This window comes from Micromonospora sp. RP3T (assembly GCF_003027925.1).
Lineage (GTDB): Bacteria > Actinomycetota > Actinomycetes > Mycobacteriales > Micromonosporaceae > Micromonospora.
In genome coordinates this window covers 94,609-115,046 of record NZ_PYPS01000005.1, presented here as the reverse complement: position 1 = coordinate 115,046, position 20,438 = coordinate 94,609, and the positions used below count along the sequence as shown (strand labels likewise).

General features: G+C 71.7%; 21 protein-coding genes and 1 pseudogene. 6 read left to right on the top strand and 16 right to left on the bottom strand.

Annotated features, from left to right (window positions below):
• Positions 1-162: 162 nt before the first annotated feature.
• The 6 genes from C8054_RS06260 to C8054_RS06235 form a co-directional block, all read right to left on the bottom strand.
• Positions 163-1,389 carry a Gfo/Idh/MocA family protein gene (locus tag C8054_RS06260; RefSeq protein ID WP_107155764.1) on the bottom strand — a complete coding sequence of 409 codons (1,227 nt, stop codon included), beginning with the start codon at positions 1,387-1,389 and terminating at the stop codon, positions 163-165.
• Positions 1,390-1,411: 22 nt separating this feature from the next.
• On the bottom strand, positions 1,412-2,455 hold the full coding sequence (locus C8054_RS06255) for a substrate-binding domain-containing protein (protein ID WP_107155763.1): 1,044 nt from the start codon (positions 2,453-2,455) through the stop codon (positions 1,412-1,414).
• 89 nt (positions 2,456-2,544) lie between these two features.
• Entirely contained in the window at positions 2,545-3,630 is a 1,086-nt protein-coding gene (locus tag C8054_RS06250) for an ABC transporter permease (protein ID WP_107155762.1), read from the bottom strand.
• Positions 3,627-5,186, bottom strand: a complete 1,560-nt coding sequence (locus C8054_RS06245) for a sugar ABC transporter ATP-binding protein (protein ID WP_107155890.1) — start codon at positions 5,184-5,186, stop codon at positions 3,627-3,629. The genes C8054_RS06250 and C8054_RS06245 overlap by 4 nt, the downstream gene beginning before the upstream one ends.
• Before the next feature lie 83 nt (positions 5,187-5,269).
• Complete coding sequence (locus C8054_RS06240) at positions 5,270-6,448, bottom strand: ROK family protein (protein WP_107155761.1); 1,179 nt, start codon at positions 6,446-6,448, stop codon at positions 5,270-5,272.
• A gap of 205 nt (positions 6,449-6,653) precedes the next feature.
• On the bottom strand, positions 6,654-7,670 hold the full coding sequence (locus C8054_RS06235; protein ID WP_107155760.1) for a YihY/virulence factor BrkB family protein: 1,017 nt from the start codon (positions 7,668-7,670) through the stop codon (positions 6,654-6,656).
• A gap of 353 nt (positions 7,671-8,023) precedes the next feature.
• On the opposite strand from C8054_RS06235, the gene C8054_RS06230 reads away from it, so the two are divergent.
• The gene (locus C8054_RS06230; RefSeq protein ID WP_146179877.1) at positions 8,024-8,920 is read left to right on the top strand and encodes a hypothetical protein; all 897 of its coding nucleotides are present in this window, start codon (positions 8,024-8,026) and stop codon (positions 8,918-8,920) included.
• An 89-nt stretch (positions 8,921-9,009) separates the two neighbouring features.
• Here C8054_RS06230 and C8054_RS06225 read toward each other — a convergent pair whose 3' ends face one another.
• Together C8054_RS06225 and C8054_RS06220 are read right to left on the bottom strand one after the other, a co-directional pair.
• Positions 9,010-9,198: a DUF397 domain-containing protein gene (locus C8054_RS06225; protein WP_107155758.1), complete on the bottom strand. Its 189-nt coding sequence runs from the start codon at positions 9,196-9,198 to the stop codon at positions 9,010-9,012.
• Positions 9,189-9,992: a helix-turn-helix transcriptional regulator gene (locus C8054_RS06220; RefSeq protein WP_233219513.1), complete on the bottom strand. Its 804-nt coding sequence runs from the start codon at positions 9,990-9,992 to the stop codon at positions 9,189-9,191. The genes C8054_RS06225 and C8054_RS06220 overlap by 10 nt, the downstream gene beginning before the upstream one ends.
• Positions 9,993-10,206: 214 nt before the next feature.
• On the opposite strand from C8054_RS06220, the gene C8054_RS06215 reads away from it, so the two are divergent.
• The 4 genes from C8054_RS06215 (at position 10,207) to C8054_RS06200 (ending at position 12,399) form a co-directional block, all read left to right on the top strand.
• On the top strand, positions 10,207-10,452 hold the full coding sequence (locus C8054_RS06215; RefSeq protein ID WP_107155757.1) for a flavin reductase: 246 nt from the start codon (positions 10,207-10,209) through the stop codon (positions 10,450-10,452).
• Between the two features lie 96 nt (positions 10,453-10,548).
• Positions 10,549-11,403 (top strand): MerR family transcriptional regulator, encoded by an 855-nt coding sequence (locus C8054_RS06210; protein ID WP_107155756.1) that lies wholly within the window; start codon positions 10,549-10,551, stop codon positions 11,401-11,403.
• Between the two features lie 58 nt (positions 11,404-11,461).
• Entirely contained in the window at positions 11,462-11,773 is a 312-nt protein-coding gene (locus C8054_RS06205; RefSeq protein ID WP_107155755.1) for a galactosyltransferase-related protein, read from the top strand.
• Positions 11,770-12,399, top strand: coding sequence for a uridine kinase (locus C8054_RS06200; protein ID WP_107155754.1), 630 nt, complete (start codon positions 11,770-11,772; stop codon positions 12,397-12,399). The genes C8054_RS06205 and C8054_RS06200 overlap by 4 nt, the downstream gene beginning before the upstream one ends.
• 16 nt (positions 12,400-12,415) lie before the next feature.
• Here C8054_RS06200 and C8054_RS32570 read toward each other — a convergent pair whose 3' ends face one another.
• The gene (locus C8054_RS32570; RefSeq protein WP_233219512.1) at positions 12,416-12,688 is read right to left on the bottom strand and encodes a hypothetical protein; all 273 of its coding nucleotides are present in this window, start codon (positions 12,686-12,688) and stop codon (positions 12,416-12,418) included.
• Between the two features lie 157 nt (positions 12,689-12,845).
• A pseudogene (locus tag C8054_RS33335) lies at positions 12,846-12,980 on the bottom strand (methyltransferase domain-containing protein); the annotation flags it as partial.
• Between the two features lie 38 nt (positions 12,981-13,018).
• Between C8054_RS33335 and C8054_RS06190 the strand changes: the two are divergent.
• Entirely contained in the window at positions 13,019-13,951 is a 933-nt protein-coding gene (locus C8054_RS06190) for a hypothetical protein (protein ID WP_146179876.1), read from the top strand.
• A gap of 172 nt (positions 13,952-14,123) precedes the next feature.
• Here the strand turns inward: C8054_RS06190 and C8054_RS06185 are convergent, their stop codons facing one another.
• From C8054_RS06185 to C8054_RS06160, 6 genes are all read right to left on the bottom strand, one after another.
• Positions 14,124-14,660 (bottom strand): hypothetical protein, encoded by a 537-nt coding sequence (locus tag C8054_RS06185; RefSeq protein WP_107155751.1) that lies wholly within the window; start codon positions 14,658-14,660, stop codon positions 14,124-14,126.
• Entirely contained in the window at positions 14,660-16,528 is a 1,869-nt protein-coding gene (dnaG, locus tag C8054_RS06180) for a DNA primase (RefSeq protein WP_107155750.1), read from the bottom strand. The genes C8054_RS06185 and dnaG overlap by 1 nt, the downstream gene beginning before the upstream one ends.
• A gap of 98 nt (positions 16,529-16,626) precedes the next feature.
• Positions 16,627-16,878, bottom strand: coding sequence for a helix-turn-helix transcriptional regulator (locus C8054_RS06175; RefSeq protein ID WP_107155749.1), 252 nt, complete (start codon positions 16,876-16,878; stop codon positions 16,627-16,629).
• 10 nt (positions 16,879-16,888) lie between these two features.
• Positions 16,889-17,740, bottom strand: coding sequence for an ABC transporter permease (locus C8054_RS06170; RefSeq protein ID WP_107155748.1), 852 nt, complete (start codon positions 17,738-17,740; stop codon positions 16,889-16,891).
• Complete coding sequence (locus C8054_RS06165; protein WP_107155747.1) at positions 17,737-18,711, bottom strand: ABC transporter ATP-binding protein; 975 nt, start codon at positions 18,709-18,711, stop codon at positions 17,737-17,739. Before C8054_RS06165 ends, C8054_RS06170 begins: the two co-directional genes overlap by 4 nt.
• A 44-nt stretch (positions 18,712-18,755) precedes the next feature.
• Complete coding sequence (locus tag C8054_RS06160) at positions 18,756-20,390, bottom strand: BCCT family transporter (RefSeq protein ID WP_107155746.1); 1,635 nt, start codon at positions 20,388-20,390, stop codon at positions 18,756-18,758.
• Between the last annotated feature and the right edge of the window lie 48 nt (positions 20,391-20,438).

Here is a 20,438-nt window from a genome sequence, read left to right as displayed (position 1 = left end):
CGGAGGGCCGTGCTGGTCGTGCCCCCCCCCGGAGGACTCCGGTGGCACGCTCCCCGACGCCGGCCTCGTGCCCGCCGCGGGGCGCAACCGCGGTGGGCCCTCGCCGGCCGGCGCCGGAAGGGTGTCGGCGGCGCTTCCGCGCCGCGCGGGTTGGGCGGGGTGTTAAGCGGGGCCCCCTCCTCTACCGGAGGCGTTAAGCGGGGCCCCCTCCTTGCACTCGACCCAGGCGGCGGTGGCGGCGGAGCGCTCGACCGCGTCCAGGACGAGCTGCACCTGCAACGCGTCGGCGAACGACGGGGTCGGGTCGGTTGCGGTGGCGACCGCCTCGACGAAGTCGCGCATCTGGTGCGTGAAGGAGTGCTCGTAGCCGATGATGTGGCCGGGCGGCCACCACGCGTCCAGGTACGGGTGCTCCGGCTCGGTCACCAGGATCCGGCTGAAGCCCTGCTCGGCGGCGGGCCGGGTGGCGTCCAGGAACTCCAGTTCGTTGAGGCGTTCCAGGTCGAACACCACGCTGCCGCGCGAGCCGTTGATCTCGACCCGCAACGCGTTCTTGCGGCCGGTGGCGAACCGGGTCGCCTCGTACGTGGCGAGCGCGCCGCCGTCGAGCCGGGCCACGAAGACCGCCGCGTCGTCCACGGTGACCTCGCCCATGCCCCGGCCGTTGCCGTCGGCCTGCGCGGCCAGGCCGCTCGACCCGGCCGGCAACGGCCGCTGCCTGACGAACGTCTCGGTGAGCGCGCTGACGCCGGTGACGAGCTGCCCGGTGACGTACTGGGTGAGGTCGATGATGTGCGCGCCGATGTCACCCAGCGCGCCGGAGCCCGCCCGGTCCTTCTGCAACCGCCACACCAGCGGGAACTGCGGGTCGACGATCCAGTCCTGGAGGTAGACCGCCCGGACGTGCCGGATCTCGCCGAGCCGCCCGTCGGCGACGAGCTGCCGCATCAGGGCGACCGCGGGCACCCGCCGGTAGTTGAAGCCGCACATCGCGCGGACCCCGGACGTCCGGGCCCGGGCCGCGGCGGCGGTCATCTCCCGCGCCTCGGCGACGGTGTTGGCAAGCGGCTTCTCGCACAGCACGTGCTTGCCCGCGGCCAACGCGGCGAGCGCGATCTCGCGGTGGCTGTCCCCCGGCGTGCAGATGTCCACCACGTCGATCTCGTCGGACTCGACGAGTCGCCGCCAGTCGGTGGTGTACCCGTCCCAGCCGAGCCGGTCGGCGGCCTCGGCCACCTTCGGTTCGTCCCGGCCGCAGACGAGTGCCATCCGCACCCGCGCCGGCAGGTCGAACACGCGGTTCACGGTGCGCCACGCCTGCGAGTGCGCGGCGCCCATGAACGCGTAGCCGACCATGCCGACCCGCAGGATGCTGTCGTGACTGGACAAGCTGGGTCTCCCCCCGTGTGTGTCAGAACCCGAGCTTCAGGTAGTCGCCCGAGTTCTCCTTGGTGATCGTCTCGGAGGAGAGCACGATCTCCTTCGGTACCTGGAGTTCCACCAGGTCGGACATGCCCTTGCCCTGCCCGATCAGCCGGGCCAGGGAGATGGCCGAGGAGGCCATCGACGGGCTGTAGGTGACGGTGGCCTTCAGCACCGTGTTGTCGGCGGCGATGTCCTCCATGGCCTTCTTCGAGCCGGCGCCGCCGACCATGAAGAACTCCTTGCGGTTGGCCTGGGTGACGGCGGCGAGCACGCCGATGCCCTGGTCGTCGTCGTGGTTCCAGACCGCGTCGATCTTCGGCAGTGCCTGGAACAGCCCGGTGGCGGCCTGCTGGCCGGAGTCCACTGTGAACTCGGCCGGCCGGCGGTTGGCCACCTTCAGCCCGTACGAGGCGAGCGTGTCGGCGAAGCCCTTGGAGCGTTCCTGGGTCAGCTCCAGCGACTCGATGCCGGGGATCTCGCCGATCACCGGGTTGCTGACGCCCTTCGCCTTGAGCTGCTCGGCGATGTAGGTGGCGGCGGCCACCCCCATGCCGTAGTTGTCGCCCTTGATCTGGAGCCGGTAGGCCCGCGCGTCGGGGAACGCCCGGTCCAGGTTGACCACCGGGATACCGGCCTTCATCGCCTCCAGGCCGAACGCGTTGAGTTCCTTGCCGTCGTGCGGCAGCAGCACGATCACGTCCGGCTTCTGGGAGATCAGCGTGGACAGCGCCGCCCGCTGGGCCGCCGCGTCCGCGCCGGCCTCCACCGACTTCAGCTCCACGTCGGAGTACGCCCCGGCCTGCGCCTTGGCGTTGTTGGTGATGGCGGCGATCCAGCCGTGGTCGGCGGCCGGGGCGGAGAAGCCGATGGTCACCTTCTTGCCCGGTTCGGCGGCGCCGCCGGTCGATGCGGCCTTGGTCTGCGCCTCGGTCGGGGACTGCTCGTTGCTCGTGCAGCCGGCGAGCAGCACCCCGGCGGAGACGGCGGCCCCGCCGAAGAGCAACCGACGGCGTGACAGGTCACTGGGCATGACGGCCTCCTGATGAGGTGGTGGGGGTGGTTTCGGGTGTGGTGGGCCGGGCCACCGTCTGCGCGACGGCGGCCTGGCGGTGCGGTGGGTCAGGTGGTGGTGGCCCGGTTGCGGGCGAGGAACTGGGTCAGGCTGCGGAACTGCACCTGCTGGACCAGGACGGCGGCGACGATGATGCCGCCCTTGACCATGTTCTGCGCCTCGGCGGAGAGGTTGTTGATGGCGAACAGGTTGGTGATCGTGGAGAAGATGATCACCCCGAGCAGGGAGCCGATGATGGTGCCCCGCCCGCCGCTGAGCAGCGTGCCGCCGATGATCGCGGCGGCGATCGCGTCCAGCTCGTAGAGGTTGGCCATCGCCGCCTGGGCGGAGGTGGCCTGCGCGGTCAGCATCACCGCGGCGATGCCGCAGCAGAGGCCGGAGAGCGCGTAGAGCAGCACGGTGTGCCGGCGTACGTTGATGCCGGCGAGCCGGGCCGCCTCCGGGTTGCCGCCGACCGCCACCGTGCGACGGCCGAACGTGGTCCGGTTGAGCAGCACCCATCCGGCCGCCACCACCGCGATCAGGATGTAGACCAGCAGCGGGATGCCGAGCACGTTGGTGGTGGCGATGCCGTTGATGAACGAGCTGGTGGAGACCTGGGTCTGCTTGTCGGAGATCTCCGCCGCCAGCCCTCGGGCGGCCACCAGCATGGCCAGCGTGGCGATGAACGGCACCAGCCGCCCGTACGAGATGAGCAGGCCGTTGACCACGCCGACGGCCAGCCCGACGGTGAGCGCGCTGAAGATCATGCCGCCGGCGCCGTAGCTCTGGGTGGCGAGCGTGGTGGACCAGACGCCGGCCAGCGCCACGATCGCGCCGACCGACAGGTCGATGCCGCCGCCGATGATCACGAAGGTCATGCCGACGGTGACCACGCCGACCACCGAGGCGAGCTTGAGGATGGTGAGCGTGTTGCCCCACACCCAGTTCGGGTCGCCGTACAGGTCGGGGCGGGTCAGGATGCCGATGACCACCAGCACCACGAGCGTGGCCAGCAGGCCGAGGTTGCGCTTCGCCCCCTCCCCGCCGTCGCCGCGCCACCAGGAGAGCCGGGCCTGCGCGTCGACCTTGGCGGTCTCCGCCCGGTCCACCGGCGGCGACTGCGCGGGCAGCGTGGTGTGGGTATCGCTCATGCCGGTGCGCCTTCCATGAGGGACCCCGCCATCACGAGGTCGAGCACGGTGTTCTCGTCGAGTTCGCCGGCCGGGGCCTCCCGGACCACCCGGCCCTCCCGCATCACCAGCACCCGGTCGGCCAGTCCCAGCACCTCGGGCACCTCGCTGGAGACCAGCAGCACCCCGACGCCCCGGGCGGCCAGGTCGCGGATCACCTGGTACAGCTCGGCGCGGGCGCCCACGTCCACGCCCCGGGTCGGCTCGTCGAGCAGCAGCAGCCGGGTGTCCCCGAGCAGCCACCGGCCGACCACCACCTTCTGCTGGTTTCCGCCGGACAGCGTGCGCACCGGCCGGCGGACGTCCCGGGGGCGCAGCTCCAGCGCGGCGGCGATCCGGTCCGCCTCGGCCCGCTCCCGTCCGACGTCGGTGAAGCCCAGGCGGGCGTACCTGCCGAACGTGGCGAGCGTGACGTTGCGGTAGATCGGCTCGCCGAGCAGCAGCGCCTGACTCTTGCGCTCCTCGGGGGCCATGCCCATGCCGGCCCGGACCGCCGCGCCCACGCTGCCGGGCCGCAGCGCCTTGCCGGCCAGCCGGACCGTCCCGGCGTGCGCCCGGCGGGCGCCGAAGATGGTCTCCATCAGCTCGGAGCGGCCGGAGCCGACCAGCCCGGCGATCCCGACGATCTCCCCGGCCCGCACGCCGAGCGAGACGTCCGCGAACTCGCCGTGCCGGGTCAGCCCGTCCACCCGGAGCAGCTCCGCGCCGGCCCCGTCGTCGGCCGGGCGCTGCGGGAAGACGTACTCGATGGTCCGCCCGGTCATCCGGGCGACCAGGTCGCGGGTCGGGGTGTCGCGGGCCGGCAGGCTCGCCGCCGTGGTCCGGCCGTCCTTGAGTACGGTCACCCGGTCGCCGATCTCGCGGATCTCCTCCATCCGGTGCGAGATGTAGATGACCGCGATGCCCTGCGCGGTGAGTTCCCGGATGATCCGGAACAGGTTGCCCACCTCGTCGTGGGCCAGCACCGCGCTCGGCTCGTCCATGATGATCAGTCGGGCCTCGTGGGACAGCGCCCGGGCCATGCTGACGATCTGTTTGCCGGCCGCCGGCAGGTGCCGCACCAGCCGCCCGGGCGGGATCTCCGGGTGGCCGAGCCGGGCCAGGATCTGCCGGGTCCGCCGGGCCATGTGCCCGCGCCTGACGAAGCCGAGCCGGCGCGGCTCGTGGCCGAGGAACGCGTTCTCCGCCACCGACAGGTCGTCGACCAGGTCGAGTTCCTGGTAGATGGTGGCGATGCCGGCGCGCATGGCGGCCTGCGGATTGGCGAACGCGGCCGGTTCGCCGCGCCACACCACCTCGCCGGAATCCGGCCGGTGTACGCCGGCGAGCACCTTGATCAGGGTGGACTTGCCGGCGCCGTTCTGCCCCAGCAGGCAGTGCACCTCGCCGGCCCGCACCTCCAACTGCACGCCGTCCAGCGCGCGTACGCCGGGGAACGTCTTCACCACGTCGGTGAGGCGCAGCACCACCTCGCCCGCGACGGCGTCGGCGGGCGCCTCGACCAGCGGCTCCTTCATGCTCACCTCGACCTCCTCTCGCCCCGTCATGCGGTGCTGGCCGGGCATGCCCTCACGGCCCTCGCTCCGCTCGGTGCGCCCCGTCATGCGGCTTCCCCGAACGCGACGTCGCTGGCGAGCACGGCCGCGCCGGCGACGCCGGCGCGCGGGCCCAGCTCGGAGAGGACGACCGGCAGGTTGCCGGTGGCCAGTGGCAGCGAGCGGCGGTAGACCACGCTGCGGATCTCGGCGAGCAGGATGTGGCCGAGCTGGGCGAGCCCGCCGCCGATCACGATCATGGACGGGTTGGTGAAGCTGACCAGCCCGGCCAGCACGCTGCCGACCCGCCGGCCGCCGTCGCGGATGAGCTGGATGCAGGTGACGTCGCCCTCGATCGCGCCCTGCGCCACGTCCAGCGCGGTGACCGCGCCCCGGGCGGTGAGCCGCTCGACCAGGGCCGGTGAGACCTCGGCGCGGGCCGCGGCGGTCGCCTCCCGGGCCAGCGCCGCGCCGCTGAACACCGCCTCCAGGCAGCCGAGGTTGCCGCAGGAGCACATCGGGCCGTTCGGGTCGACCTGGATGTGGCCGATGTCGCCGGCGCAGCCGTCGGTGCCCCGGTAGACCTCGCCGTGCAGGTAGATGCCGCAGCCGATGCCGGTGCCGATCTTGATGAAGAGGAAGTCGTCGACCGAGTGGGCGACGCCGCCGTGCCGCTCGCCGATCGCCATGATGTTGACGTCGTTGTCGACCACGGCCGGGCAGCCGTGCTCGCGGGTCAACAGCTCGCGGACCGGGAAGCGGTCCCAGCCCGGCATGATCGGCGGCGAGACCGGCACCCCGTCGCGGAAGCTCACCGGGCCGGGCACGCCGATGCCGATCGCGTCGAGCCGCTCGTACGCGCCGTCCACCTTGGCCTTGTGCAGCAGGTCGTTGACCCGTTGCAGGGTCACCTTCGGGCCGGAGCGGATGTCGGCCGGTTCGGTGTACGCGGTGACCGGCTCCAGCCGGCCGTTGACCACCTCGACGTCGATCGAGCTGGCGCCCAGGTCGACCGAGGCGAAGCGCAGGTGCGGGCTCAGCTCGACCAGGGTGGAGCGGCGTCCGCCCCGGGAGGCGGCCAGCCCGGCCTCGGCCACGTAGCCGAGGGAGACCAGCCGCTCCAGCTCGGCGAGCAGCCGCGGGCGGGGCATCTGGAGGCGGTCACCGAGCTCGGCGCGGGAGATCGCGCCCTGGTCCCGGAGCAGTCGCAGGAGCCGTACGTGCAGGGGATCGACCGTCCGCACCGGCAGTCACCTCCGCATCGGAGTCGTTCACATCGACGCAACGCCGAGGTGTTGTGTCCGACACAGTAGGAGCCTTCCGGGTCGCGTGTCCATAGCTTCAGCGCATTTGGCGAAAACTTCTGTCCGTATGAACAAAAGCGCCTTCCGGATCATGAAAACGCGCCGCCCCGCCCGGTTCGACCGGGCGGGGCGGCGGCGTTCGAGGTCAGCGTGGTGCGGGCGCGTTGCGCTTCTTCCGCAGCTTGCGGTCGTCGCGCAGCTCGACGTAGGGCTCCTTGTCCTCGGGGAGACCGGCGGCGATGGCGCGGCTGCGCTCCAGCTCGGCGTCGAACTCGGCGCCGAGCAGGATGGCCACGTTGCTCAGCCAGAGCCAGACCAGGAAGATGATCACGCCGGCCACCGCGCCGTACGTCTTGTTGTACGAGCCGAAGTTGCTCACGTAGAGCGCGAACAGGCCGGACACCACCAGCCAGAGCACCACGGCGAGGATCCCGCCCGGGCTGACCCAGCGGAAGCCGCCGTGCCGGGCGTTCGGCGAGGCCCAGTAGAGGATCGCGAACATCAGGCTGACCAGCATCAACAGCACCGGCCACTTGGCGATGTTCCACACCGTGACCGCGGTGGAGCCGAGCCCGATGGCGTTGCCGGCCTGCTCGGCCAGCCCGCCGGTGAACACCACGATCACGGCGCTGATCAGCAGCATCACGCCGATCACCGCGGTCACCCCGAGCCGGATCGGCAGCGTCTTCCAGATCGGCCGCCCCTCCGGCACGTCGTAGATGCTGTTCGAGGCGCGCATGAACGCGGCGACGTAGCCGGAGGCCGACCAGAACGCGGCGACCAGACCGATCACCGCCGCGATGCTCGCCAGCCCGCCGGACTGGCCGGCCTGGTCGATCGCGCTCTCGATGATCTTCCGGGTGTTCTCCTCCGGCACCGCCTGGCCGACCGTGTCCCGGACGCCGTTGGTGGCCCGCTCGCCGAGCAGACCGAGCACGGAGATCAACACCAGCACGCCGGGGAAGATCGAGAGCACACCGTAGTAGGTGAGCGCGGCGGCCCAGTCGGTCAGGCTGTCGTCCGAGAACTCCCGGACGGTCCGCTTGAGCGTCGCCACCCAGCCCGGACCGGTCAGGTCGGTCGGGCTGTCCGGACCGTCGTCCGGCCCCACCGGCCCGGTGCGCTCGCGCCCCTCGCGGGCGGAAGACTCGTCGCTGGCCATCGCACCTCCCTCGTCGTCGTGTCGTCACTGCACGACTTGCCCCGAGGTCGGGTCCGATAACCAGCCACCCCCCGGAGAACGGTTCGAAGATCGGTGAGCTGGTCAGTCGGCTGCTCGACTCGTTGGAGCACATCGGCTCCAATGAACCCATGCCGACGCGTCGTGGCAAGCCGACCACCAGGAACCGTCCGAGGTTCGGCTCACCCACCCCGAAGCGGCACTGGAAAGCCGCAGGCCAGGCTGCGACCAGCCCTCGATCATTGCGCCCCTCCCGGCCAGGACGTGTTCCCTCCGGGCCCGCCGACGTCAAACGCCACCGGTGGCGGCGCCCGCTTGCCATCGGGGTTGCCCTGTTGGTGCTGTTCGTGGCCGTCGGGCCGCACGCGAGCCTCTGGTGGGACGGAAAGCTAGCTGATGACTACACCCTGTGGGGCATCCCCGTCGTCTGGGTGGCGCGGGCGGGCAAGGTGATCCAGGTGGGGGCCGGCCTCGTCGCCGTGTTCGACCTGCTTACCGCGGAATGGTCAACAGCATGGGCGAGGCGCGCGTCGGTCGGTGCGGCTCAGCGCGAGGTGCTTGCGCGGCATTGGAACCGGCTTGAGATGATCGCGAGGGACCTCCGGCAACAGGACTTCCGCGGGAGTCCGTTCATGGATCAAGGGCTGACCCCGGTTGGCTTTTTCCTGCTGAGTTCGCCGCCGAGGCGGGTGCCGCGGAACGTGCGGCTTTCCTTGCCGGCATACCGGGATTTCCACCGACGGGTCGTCGAACAGGTCGAACACGAGCACCTGTGCGAGAAGCCGCACAAATTGCTGTGCGATGAGCAGTCCGCGTTCTTGATACGCAACGTGGACAGACTCGCGATGGGACAGCTTTCCCGCGTCGAACGGGCCATCGTCACCAGTGCGGACGCCCGCCGGGTGGTCGGCACCAGTGACACGATCATTGCTGTCTTGACGCTTCTGGCCGGCGGCAGCTTCGTCAGTGCCGGCCTGGTGGGCGCGTTCCATCAGGTGGCCGGGATGCTGCTGCTGGTCCTGGCCCTTGCCCTGGCCGCGATAGTCGGCATCCTTGTAGGGGTCAGCGGCAACGGGTGGCTGCCGGTTCAGACCATGTGGTATCGGGCGCAGAAACGCCTGGCGAATTTCCTCGAAGATCAATCAAAGAAGTCTCCGCCGTTTGTCGCGGTGAAGGTGGCGGCGTTGTGCATGTTCCTTTTCGGCGCTGCGCTGGACTTGCTCGCGTCGTGACGGCAGGGGCGGCACACGACGATCGCCGGGGCACGGCGGGAGGCGAGCCGGAGCCTTCCCGACCCGCCGTCCCGCCGCCCCGGTGTCGGTCAGCGGGCGGGTAGCCGGTCGACGAACGCGTGCCAGGCGTCGGGCGCGAAGGCCAGCACCGGGCCGGCCGGGTCCTTGGAGTCGCGTACCGCGACCCCGCCGGGCCGGGCGTCCGCCACCTCCACGCAGTTGGCGCCCTGGCCGTTGCTGCGGCTGCTCTTGCGCCACCGGGCGTTGCTCAGGTCCATGTCTCCGCCACCTCCGTCAGGAATTCGAGGGACTGCTGGTGTGACAGTGCCTCGCCGCGGATCGACTCCCACACCTCGACCATCCGCCGCACGTGGTCGGCGCGGTCGATCACCTGCGCGTGGAGCTGCCCGTCCTGATAGACCACGTCCTCGCCGTGCGGCGGGGTGGCGATCACGAACGGACCACTCAGGCCAGGGTAGGCCCCGACGGTGAGCGGCACAACGTGGATCCGCACCCGGGGCAGCCCCGTGCCGGCCTTCACCAGGTGGCGCACCTGCTCGCGCATCACCTCCGCCCCGCCGACGCTCCGGCGCAGCACGTGCTCGTCGACGACGAAGGTGAGCAGCGGGGGCCGCTCGCGGGTCAGCAGCGCCTGGCGGTCCAGCCGCATCGTCACCTGCTGCTCCACCTCGTCCGGCGCGAACAGCCCGTCGCCCGAGAGCAGCGCGCGGGCGTACCCCTCGGTCTGGAGCAGGCCCGGCACGCAGAGCGGCTCGAACGAACGCAGCGCGGTGGCGTCCGCCTCGATGCCGGGCCAGTCGCGGAACCACGGCACCACGGCCTCCCGGCCGATCCGCCGCTGGATGCGCTCGAAGCGCCCGTCGCTGCCGAGCACCGCGTCGCAGCGGCGGGCGAAGTCCAGGCTCGGGCGGCGCTCGCAGGTCTCCACCTTGGCCACCAGCGCGCCGGAATACGTCAGCGCCTCGGCCAACGACGTCTGGGACATGCCGTTGGCCGCGCGGGCGAGCCGTAACTCCTCCGCGAAGTGCTCCAGCATGGACGACAGTTCCACGGACAGCCTCCGTACATCCTCGACACACCCGGGAGCCGGCCGGCGGACGCGCTGGTCGTCGCCGTGCCGGACGCCCCACCGTAGTCACCCCGTCACCAGACTGTCACGCAGCGGAACCGCTCACGGGATCGGACGGCGGGCGGAACCAGGCCGGGGGCGTCGGCGCACGACGAGGTCCGCCGACGCCCCTCCCCACTGCGACGGAGGTACGCCCATGCCCCGGTACCGTCCGCACGTCGCGGCCCGCCCGTCCTGGCGCTGCCGGATCTGCGGCGCGGCGTGGCCGTGCTCCCCCGCCCGGCTGGCGCTGCTCGGTGCGTTTCGCGAGGACCGGATCGGGCTGCTGATCCATCTCGGGACGCTGCTGTGCGAGGCGACCGCCGACCTGACCGCCGCCCGGGACGGCACCGCTCCCCAGGCCCTGACGCAGCGCTTCGTCGGCTGGGCACGAGCCCGCTGAACGAGATCGGGTGGGCGCGACCACGACGCGACCGGCCTCGGGGCCGATCCCGATGCTTGACTCTCACACCGTGTCAGGGCCGAAGGTGAGGGGACCATGTTCAGTATCGGAGAGTTCGCCGGCCTGGGCCGGGTGTCGGTGCGCATGCTGCGCCACTACGACGCCATCGGCCTGGTGCGTCCCGCCCACGTCGACCCGCACAGCGGCTACCGGTTCTACACCGCCGTGCAACTGCGCCTGCTCAACCGGGTGACCGCCCTGAAGGACCTGGGCTTCACCCTGGCGCAGGTGCAGACGCTGATCGACGAGCAGGTGGATGCCGCCGAGCTGCGCGGCATGCTGCGCCTGCGCCGGGCCGAACTGGCCACACGCATGCGGCAGGACACCGCCCGCCTGGCCCAGGTCGACGCGCGACTCCGCATGATCGAGAGCGAGGGACACATGGACACCGGAGACGTCGTCCTGAAGAGCATCCCGGCGGTCCGGGTGGCGCAGTTGTCCGGCACCGCCGCCGGCTACGACCACCCGACGTCGATCACCGAGAACCTCACTCCGCTCTATCCGCGACTGATGGAGTTGCTGGAGCGGCACCGGGTGGACATCACCGGCGCTCCGATCGCCTGGTACGAGCCGGCGCCGACGGAGCCGGGCGACGAGACGATCCGGGTGCACGCGGCGGTCCCGATCGGCACCGCCGAGGGGGGGTGCCCGGCCGCCGGGTTCGAGGTGGTCACGCTTCCCCCCATTGCGTACGCCGCGACCGCGCTGCACCACGGCCCCATGTCGGAGGCGTTCCGGACCGGGCAGAAGATCGCCAACTGGATCGACGACCACGGCCACCGAATGATCGAGCCGGGCTTCGCCCGCGAGGTCTACCTGGACTGCCCGCCGGACCTCGACCGATGGGTGACCGAGATGCAGGTGCCGGTACGCGTCGCGACGGCGCGCTGAGAACACACCGGTCTACGTTGACCCCCCACAGCGAACCACCACCGAGGGCTACCGCCTGATGACGAACCGGGGTGGCTGTCTCTTCGTCGCGGCCGATCTGTTCTACGCCGCCGGTGGTTACGATGAGCGCTTCGAGGGCCGGGGCGATGAGGACAACGAGTTCTTCGAGCGGATCGCGGCGAGGGCCGACATTCCTCAGTGGGGATACGATCTCGTCCATCTGCACCATGCGCGGCCCGTCATGGATCAGGACGGCCGCCGCCCCAACGAGTGGTTGTCGGCGGCAGCGGAGGGCAGGCCCCGGGACATCGGTCGCCCTGACCTCTACTCGGCGAACAACCAGCGGCTTGCCGCGGAGGAGCAGTCATGAGTGACACGGCGATGCTCGACATCGAGGAGTTGGCCCGGGTCGTGGCCGGTTCGGCACGCGGGCGACCCAGGGTGCTGGTGGGCATCGACGGATCGGGAGCGTCAGGCAAGAGCACCCTCGCGGCTCAGCTCGGCGAGGTGCTCGTCGGTGCGGCGATCGTGCACGTGGATGACTTCTATCTTCCGCCGGAGGAGCACGGCAGCCGGGGGGATGCGGTAGGACCACTCTTCGACCTGCCCCGCCTGGGGCGGCAGGTCGTGAGGCCCGCGGCGGCCGGCGAGGCGCTGCGCTATCAGCGGTACCACTGGGACATCGCTGCGCTGGCCGATTGGATAGACGTCCCGGCCGAAGCCCCGGTGATTGTCGAGGGTGTCTTTTGCCTTGCGGCGGAACTGCGGGAAGCCTACTCGTACACCATCTTCTGTCGTGCTGATCCGGCTGTGCGACTTCGTCGTGGCCTGGACCGTGACGGGCCGGAGGCCAAGTCGCAGTGGGTCGATGAGTGGATGCCGGCCGAGGACGCGTACGCGAGTGCACAGGCGCCCGAGGAATTCGCACAGCTCGTGGTGGACAGCACCCTCGGTGGGGACGGCGTTCCCCGTTTCCACCTCGTTCGCGGCAGGTGATTCGTCGGCGTCCTCGCTACGGAGCCAAGGCCTCCACAGCGAAGTTGACGGCGGGATCCTCGTCGGGGAAGCGCAGCGGGTGCACGTCCGGCAGTCCGTCCGTGAAGTAGCTGGTCTTGTCAGTGGCGAGTGGTTCGACGTGCTTGAACCCCGCAGCGCTGACCAGACGGGTCATGATGCCCGCGGTGAGGAGGCTGCGATGTTGACCCCACTGGTGTGAGATGCGATTGATGCTGCGCGCCCAGTTGAGTCCGTCGGGGACCCAACGGTGCATACGGGTGTCGGCCACGACGACGGGATCGGTCTCCGCGGCCGAGCAGTCGAGCAGCCGAGCAGTCGAGCAGTCGAGCAGTCGAGCAGTCGAGCAGTCGAGCAGTCGAGCAGTCGAGCAGTCGAACGACCGTCAGGGCGTCCGGTGAGACGATCCGGAGCGGCGCGCCGGGACGCAGTATCCGTCGACACTCGGCGAGCACGCGAGGCAGGTCGTCGAAGTAGAGGTGCTCCATGACGTGCTCGGCCAAGATCGCCGTGACGCTTCCGCTGTCGGCGGGGATGCCCAGTAACAGGTCCGCCGGGTGCACTCGCGTGGTGGGCGCTCGGCGCGATGGCAGCCTGCGGAGTGGCAGGCCTGGTGGGAGTGCACGGCTCGGCCGAGCCGGCACCAGCCTGGGTGTTCAGCGCACTGGTGGCGGCACTGACCCTCGGCTTCCCGCTTCTCATCGGGATCGCCACCGCGCTCAGCGACCAGGGCGACGCCCGGCTGGTCAGCGGTCTTCGCGCGACATTCGTCACTGGTTACGTCATCGGTCTGTGCCTCGTGCCCGTCGCCAGTCTCGCCGACGCCCAAGGGCTGCACATCGACCCCCTGGCGGTGGCGGGCGGCTTCGCGGTGCTCATCGGCGTCTCCGCCTGGTTCGTTCGCCTGCCCGGCAGCGACCGGGACGCGGTCACGGTAGAGGCGACCACCGACGCCGCGCCGATGCGGCGCCGGATCGTCGTCGTGGCCTCCCTGGCCGTGCTGATGTTGATCGCGGCGGACACGCTCCGCCTGGTCTATCTCCCTCTGCATGTCGTCGGGGACGGCATCGCGCCGCAGTGGATCTCCGTGCTGTTCCTGGCCTGCGTCCTGGCCGAGCTGCCCATCCTGCCGCTGCTGGGGCGCCTGACAGACCGCCACGGCAGCAGCAAGGCGTTGATCGTCATCTGCGCGCTGGGGTTGACCTCTTTCGGGATGCTGGCCGCCGGTGGTGGCATCGCCTTCCTGGTCGCCTCCCAGATCGTCTACGCGCCGTTCGCGGCCGGAGTGCAGAGCGTCGCCATGGTGCACCTGGGCGGCATCGTGCGCGGCGGACTCAGCGCCGGAGCGGGCCTGTTCGCCGCGATCATGCAGCTTGGCGCGCTCACCGGGGTCGCGGCACCGCTTCTGGTTCCGGGCTACAGTGGCTGGATCTTCCTCCTGCCGGCCGGTTTCTGTGCGATGGCGCTGCTGATGATCGCGCTCGCGTCTCCGGCCGCCGGTCAAAACGCCGACGCTCGGGTTGCCGGCCCTTGACTCAGCACCTCCGAGGCAAGGACACGCGGCGCCAGGACGTTCCTGGTGGACATGCGCGGCGCACCGGGCCAGCCGCCCGGATGCACGCCGGACCGGGAGACCGTCGCCGAACTGGCACCAACCGCGTCATCACCACCGGGCCGCCGGGGACCCGACCCCGCGCCGGTCCCGGTCAGGCGTCGGCGGGTGTGGTGGCGGCGCGCGCCTCGGCCACCAGGCGGCCGGTCTCGGCGACCACCGCCTCGTCGTCGGCCGGCGTTCCCGGGTCGTAGCGGACCGTCCAGGTCAGACCGTCCACCCCCGGCACCCGCCGGGCCGCGATCCGCCCGGCGCCGCCGGGCACCGGGTGGTGCGCGGTGTACGCCACCGAACCGGTGACCCGCGTCCGCACCTGGTGCGGCAGCTCCCCCGGATCGAGCAGCAGGTACGTCTCGGCCGGGGCGTCGGCGACCACCAGGTAGCCGTCCCGCTCGGTGAAAGGCTCGGCCGGCGTGACGGTGAGTTCCCGGCCGGACCACACCGCCTTGAGGACGTCGTGCCAGCCGAGGCGCTCCCCCCGGCCGGGCAGCCAGAGCCCCCGATTGCTGGCGATCACCACGCCGTCGCCCTCGCCGTTGCCGGCGGCGGCCCAGGCGAGCACCCGCTCGTCGGCGGCGAGCGGCGGGCGGTCGGCCGGCGGCAGCTTCGAGCGGCGGCGGAAGAGTCCCATCACAGTCCTCCGGCGGCCTGCTCGCGCAGGGCCCGCGCGTGTTGTTCGAGCGAGAGCAGCTCCCCGAACAGGGCGAAGTATTCGTCCTTGTTGCTCACCGGGTTGACCCGCTGGATCTTCGACTTGAGGTCGCGGATCCGGCCGGTGACCGAACTCCACTGCAAGTGGGCCATGGTCACCGAGACGTACCTCGGGTCGGGCTCGCCGTCGATGCGCAACGGCTCCACCGCCAGCTCCCCCACCAGCGCCTGGGCGGCCAGGTCGGCGCAGGCGTCACGGACCCGCTCGATCCAGACCGCGCCGCCGGTGGCGCCGGCCGCCCCGCCGGCCTCGGCGACGGCGACACGCACCGCGGCGTGCACCGGATGCTGGTAGTCGCCGGCCTCGACCGCGTCGAACATCGGGCCGGCCAGCACCGGCTCCTGCAACGCCAGCTTCAGCGCCTCCCGCTCCACCATGGAGCGGGGACTGTCCACGGCGGGCGTGGCGGGGCCGGGGCGCGTCGGCGCGGGCCGACCGTTGGCCGGCTGCCCGTTGCCGGCGGTCAGCACGGCGCGCTGCACCGGCTCGATCTCCATACCGAGGTCGCCGGCGAGCTTGCGGACGTACTCCGGGCGTTTCTCCCGGTCCTTGATTTTCGCGACCAGCGGCGCGGCGCGGCGCATCGCCTCGACCCGGCCGTCGACGGTGTCGAGGTCGAACCGGTTGATGACGTGCCGGAGCGCGAAGTCGACGAGCGGCTCGCGGCGGGCCACCAGGTCGCGGACGGCCAGATCGCCCTTGGCCAGCCGCAGGTCGCACGGGTCCATGTTGTCCGGGCTGACCGCGATGAACGTCCGCCCGACGAAGCGTTGGTCGTCCTCGAACGCGCGCAGTGCGGCCTTCTGGCCGGCGGCGTCGCCGTCGAACGTGAAGATGATCTCCCCGGCCCGCTCGTCGCTGTCGAAGAGCACCCGGCGCAGCACCGAGATGTGGTCGCCGCCGAACGCCGTGCCGCAGGTCGCCACCGCGGTCGGGACGTCGGCGAGGTGGCAGGCCATCACGTCGGTGTAACCCTCGACCACCACCACCTTGCCCTGCTTGGCGATCTCCCGCTTGGCCTGGTCGATGCCGTAGAGGACGTGCGACTTCTTGTAGATCGGCGTCTCGGGGGTGTTGAGGTACTTCGGGCCGTCGTCGTCGTCGAACAGCTTGCGGGCGCCGAAGCCGATCACGTCGCCGGTGATGTCCCGGATCGGCCACATCAGGCGACGGCGGAACCTGTCGATCAGCGAGCCCGACCGGGCCGGGCGGGACAGGCCGCCGGTGACCAGCTCGTCGTGGCTGAAGCCCTGTTGGCGCAGGTGCCTGGTGAGCAGGTCCCACCCGTCGGGGGCGAAGCCGCAGCCGTAGCGCTCGGCGGCGGCCCGGTCGAAGCCCCGCCGGGCCAGGAACTCGCGGGCCGGGCGGGCGCCGGCGGTGGTGAGCTGGGCCCGGTAGAACTCGACGGCGGCGGCGTGCGCGGCCACCAGGCGCTGCCGCTGCCCCTGCTGCGGCCGGGCGCGCGGGGTGGACCGGTCGTCCTCGACGTAGCGAAGCTGGATGCCGGCACGGGCGGCGAGGCTCTCCACCGACTCGATGAAGCCGAGATGCTCGGCGTCCATCAGGAACTTGATCGCGTCGCCGCCGACCCCGCAGCCGAAGCAGTAGAACACGTTGCGGGCGGGCGACACGTTGAACGAGGGGCTCTTCTCGTCGTGGAACGGGCAGAGCCCCTTGAGGTTGCCGCCCCCGGCCGACTTGAGCGTCACCACCTCGGAGATGACGTCCGCGATGGAGGTGCGCTCGCGGACCAGCGCGATGTCCTCGTCCCGGATCCGCCCCGCCATGACCGCCCACCTCCTCGGCGTACATCCTGCCCTGCCGGACCGACGATCCGGCGGCCGGGGGGACGGACGTGTGGCGGACGCCGCCCGCCCCGCCGGCCTCACGCCGAACGGCCGGCCCCGGCCGCGGCGTCGCCGATCCGCGGGAACGGTTCGATGGAGAAGACCACCTCGACCGGCACCTCGAAGTACGCGGCGATGCGCAGCGCCAGGTGCAGGCTGGGCCGGAACTCACCGCGTTCCAGATAGCCGACGGTCTGGTAGTGCACCCCGAGCGCGTCGGCGAGCTGCCGGCGGGAGATGCCCCGTTCGGCGCGCAGCACCGCGATCCGGTTGTGCACGGTCTCGCTCATCGCCGCCCTCTCATCCGACCCGCTGCATGGCCCGCTCCCGCCGGGCCGCGACCCGCGAGCCGGACTCCCGGCGGGCCATCCGACGCAGCACCACCGGGGCCAGCACCAGCCCGAGCACCGCCCAGGCGCCGAGCACGCCCAGCGTCTCCAGGTGCCGCCAGGAGCCGCCCAGCTCGACCGCCGCCAGGTCGGCCGGGAGCAGCGCCGAGCGCATGCCCAAGCCTAGCCAGTAGAGCGGGAAGACCTGGGCGACGCCCTGGAGCCAGCCGGGCAGGCCGTTGATCGGGTAGAAGATGCCGGAGAGCGCGATCAGGCCGAAGATCGGCAGCACCACCAGGCCCATGTTGCGCGGGTTCTCGATCACCGAGCCGATCACCGCGCCCAGCGGTAGCGTCGCCACCAGCCCGAGCGGCACCACCCAGGCCAGGGTGAGCCAGGCGCCGGGGTCGCCGAGCCGCAGCCCGTCCAGGAAGAACAGGCCGGGCACGAGCTGGATGACCACGCCGATCAGCGAGATCGCCGAGATCAGCACCAGCTTGCCGACCAGGTAGCCGAGCATGCCGTTGGGGATCGCCTTGGCCCGCAGCAGCGTGCCGTCCTCCCGGTCGACGATGAGCTGCTGGGCCAGCCCGAGCAGGCCGCCGAAGAGCAGGCCCATGCCGAGCGCGCTGGGCAGCGTCCGGGCGCCGAGCGAGAAGTCGGTGCCGGGCACGGTCGAGCCGCGCATGAAGAACATGGCGACCAGCAGCACCGCCGTGGGGAAGAAGTAGTTCCACAGGTCCTGGCCGTTGGTGAACGTGGCGCGCAACTCGATCAGGCCGCGCCGCAGCCCGGCCCGGAGCGCGGTGGTGGTCGGGGTCATCGCGTCGCCTCCTGCTGCCACACCCGCTCGGCCCGGCCGGTGCGGATTCCGGTCTCCTCCTCGTGCACCAAGGCCAGGTACGCGTCCTCCAGACTGGCCCGGCGCACCTCCAGCTCCCGCACCCGGTCGCCGTGCTCGCGGAGCAGGTCGCGCAGGAACGCGGTGGCGTCGGCGGTGGCGTGCACGTACCGCTCGCCGTCGCGGGTCCAGCGGACCTCGGCGTCGGAGGCGACGCGGCGGGCCAACTGGTCCGGTGACCCCTCGGCGACGATCCGGCCGCCGGCCAGGATGAGGATGCGGTCGGCCAGCTTCTCCGCCTCGGCCAGGTCGTGCGTGGTCAGCACGATGGTGGTCTCGTCGAGGTCGGTGAGGCGGTGCACCAGCTCGTGGAACTCGCGCCGGGCGGCCGGGTCGAAGCCGACCGTCGGCTCGTCCAGGAACAGCAGCTCCGGCCGGCCGACGATGCCGACCGCCACGTCGAGCCGGCGGCGCTGCCCGCCGGAGAGCCGGGCCACCCGGGTGTCGGCGTGCCCGGTCAGCCCCACGGTGGCCAGCAGGTCGTCGACCGGCCAGGGGCGCGGCGTCCGGTCGGTCGCGTACGGCGCGTAGAAGTCGCCGAGATGGCTGAGCAGCTCCCGGACCCGCCACTTGCCGTGGTCGCGCCAGGACTGGAGCACCACGCCGAACCGGGCGCGCCAGCGTTCGTCGCCGTGGGCCGGGTCGACGCCGAGCACCCGGACCGTGCCGGCGGAGGGCAGCCGGAAACCCTCCAGGATCTCGATGGTGGTGGTCTTGCCGGCGCCGTTGGGCCCGAGCAGGGCGACCACCTCGCCGCGCCGGGCGGTGAGGTCGACGCCGTGCAGCACGTCGACGGCGCCGTAACGCATGCGCAGGTCGCGGACGTCGAGGACCAGATCCTCGTCGGGAGGCCGGGGGGCCGCGACCGCCCCCGGGAGTTCGACCGCAGTCATACCTCGAAATGTAGCACTCCTACTACATTTCGAGGGAGACCCACTCACTCGCGCGGACGGTGCAGCCACCGCGTCACCGGCGGCGGGTCCTCCTCCTCGTACGAGCGGGCCGCGCGCACCGCGGCGGCCAGGCCGGACCGGCGGGGCCGGGCCCCCGCGCGCAGCACCGGATCGGCGGCCATCTCCCGGACCAGGGCCACCGCCAGGCCCAGCATCACCACCACGAACGGCAACGCGACCAGGATGGTGGCCTGCTGCAACGCGTCCAGGCCGCCGACGAGCAGCAGCGCCGCCGCGACCGCGCCGATGAGCACGCCCCACAGCACCACCACGCCCCGGTGCGGGCGCAGCGCACCCCGCGAACTCAACGAACCGAGCACCAGCGAGGCCGAGTCGGCGCTGGTCACGAAGTAGAGCGCGATCAGCACCATGGCGAGCACGCTGGTCACCGTGGCCAGCGGCAGCGCGTCCAGCAGGCCGAACAACGCCTGCTCCGAGCCGGCGCCCACGTCGGCCACCAGGTCCCGGGTGCCGGTGGCCTGGGTCCGCAACGCGGTCCCGCCCATCACCGCGAACCAGACCGCGCTGGCGCCGCTGGGCACCAGCAGCACCCCGATCAGGAACTGCCGGACCGTACGCCCGCGTGAGATGCGCGCGATGAACGTGCCCACGAACGGCGCCCAGGAGATCCACCACGCCCAGTAGAAGATCGTCCAGGAGCCCAGCCAGGCCGGGTCGGAGAACGCGCCGGTGCGCGTCGACATCCGGACCAGGCCGCTCAGGTAGTCGCCGACCGCGGCCGGCAGCACCTCCAGCGTGTAGACCGTCGGGCCGACCACGAACACGAACAGCATCAGCGCGACGGCGATCAGCACGTTGGTGGTGGACAACCACTTGACGCCCCGGTGCAGGCCGGAGAAGGCCGACAGCACGAACGCCAGGGTGAGCGCGCCGATGATCACCAGCTCGACCGTCCGGCTGTCCCGCACGCCGGTGACCAGGTCCAGGCCGGCCGCCACCTGGAGCGCGCCGAGCCCGAGGCTGGTCGCCGAGCCGAACACCGTGGCGAACACGGCCAGCAGGTCGATCGCGCGCCCGGCCGGGCCGTACGCCCGGTCGCCGAGCAGCGGCACGAACGCGGACGAGATGCGGTTGCCCCGCCCCTTGCGGAACGTCGAGTACGCCAGCGCCAACGCCGCGATGGCGTAGATGCCCCACGGGTGCAGTGTCCAGTGGAAGAGCGTGTACTGCATGGCGGTGGCGGCGGCGGCACCGGTCTGCGGCTCGACGCCGGAGGCCGGCGGCGGCGCCGCGTAGTGCTGGATCGGCTCGGCGACGGCGAAGAAGACCAGACCGATGCCCATGCCGGCGCTGAACATCATGGCGATCCACGCGAGCCCGTTGAACTCCGGCTCGTCGTCGTCGGCGCCCAGCCGGATCCGGCCGAACCGGGAGGCGGCGACCACCACCGCCAGCACCAGGAACGCGTCGGCGGCGACCACGAAGAACCAGCCGAACGTGCCGATCGTCCAGTTCAGCCCCGCCGCGCCGAACGACGCCAGGGAACCACTGGCGAACACGCCCCAGAGCACCACGGCCAGCACACCGGCCACGCCGAGCCCGAGCACCACCCGGTCGGGCGACCGCGTCGCGAGCTGCTCCCCCACCTGTTCCGCCATGCCCCCATCCTGGGCGGCGCTGGTGTCGCGGCGCGGTGGAACGCGCAG

What these genes read in the sequence shown, in the direction of transcription:
- C8054_RS06255 (WP_107155763.1), bottom strand. Translation starts at nt 2,455, where the DNA reads ATGCCCAGTGACCTGTCACGCCGTCGGTTGCTCTTCGGCGGGGCCGCC.
- C8054_RS06250 (WP_107155762.1), bottom strand. Translation starts at nt 3,630, where the DNA reads ATGAGCGATACCCACACCACGCTGCCCGCGCAGTCGCCGCCGGTGGAC.
- C8054_RS06245 (WP_107155890.1), bottom strand. Translation starts at nt 5,186, where the DNA reads ATGAAGGAGCCGCTGGTCGAGGCGCCCGCCGACGCCGTCGCGGGCGAG.
- C8054_RS06235 (WP_107155760.1), bottom strand. Translation starts at nt 7,670, where the DNA reads ATGGCCAGCGACGAGTCTTCCGCCCGCGAGGGGCGCGAGCGCACCGGG.
- C8054_RS06225 (WP_107155758.1), bottom strand. Translation starts at nt 9,198, where the DNA reads ATGGACCTGAGCAACGCCCGGTGGCGCAAGAGCAGCCGCAGCAACGGC.
- C8054_RS06215 (WP_107155757.1), top strand. Translation starts at nt 10,207, where the DNA reads ATGCCCCGGTACCGTCCGCACGTCGCGGCCCGCCCGTCCTGGCGCTGC.
- C8054_RS06210 (WP_107155756.1), top strand. Translation starts at nt 10,549, where the DNA reads ATGTTCAGTATCGGAGAGTTCGCCGGCCTGGGCCGGGTGTCGGTGCGC.
- C8054_RS06205 (WP_107155755.1), top strand. Translation starts at nt 11,462, where the DNA reads ATGACGAACCGGGGTGGCTGTCTCTTCGTCGCGGCCGATCTGTTCTAC.
- C8054_RS06200 (WP_107155754.1), top strand. Translation starts at nt 11,770, where the DNA reads ATGAGTGACACGGCGATGCTCGACATCGAGGAGTTGGCCCGGGTCGTG.
- C8054_RS06185 (WP_107155751.1), bottom strand. Translation starts at nt 14,660, where the DNA reads ATGGGACTCTTCCGCCGCCGCTCGAAGCTGCCGCCGGCCGACCGCCCG.
- dnaG (WP_107155750.1), bottom strand. Translation starts at nt 16,528, where the DNA reads ATGGCGGGGCGGATCCGGGACGAGGACATCGCGCTGGTCCGCGAGCGC.
- C8054_RS06175 (WP_107155749.1), bottom strand. Translation starts at nt 16,878, where the DNA reads ATGAGCGAGACCGTGCACAACCGGATCGCGGTGCTGCGCGCCGAACGG.
- C8054_RS06170 (WP_107155748.1), bottom strand. Translation starts at nt 17,740, where the DNA reads ATGACCCCGACCACCACCGCGCTCCGGGCCGGGCTGCGGCGCGGCCTG.
- C8054_RS06165 (WP_107155747.1), bottom strand. Translation starts at nt 18,711, where the DNA reads ATGACTGCGGTCGAACTCCCGGGGGCGGTCGCGGCCCCCCGGCCTCCC.
- C8054_RS06160 (WP_107155746.1), bottom strand. Translation starts at nt 20,390, where the DNA reads ATGGCGGAACAGGTGGGGGAGCAGCTCGCGACGCGGTCGCCCGACCGG.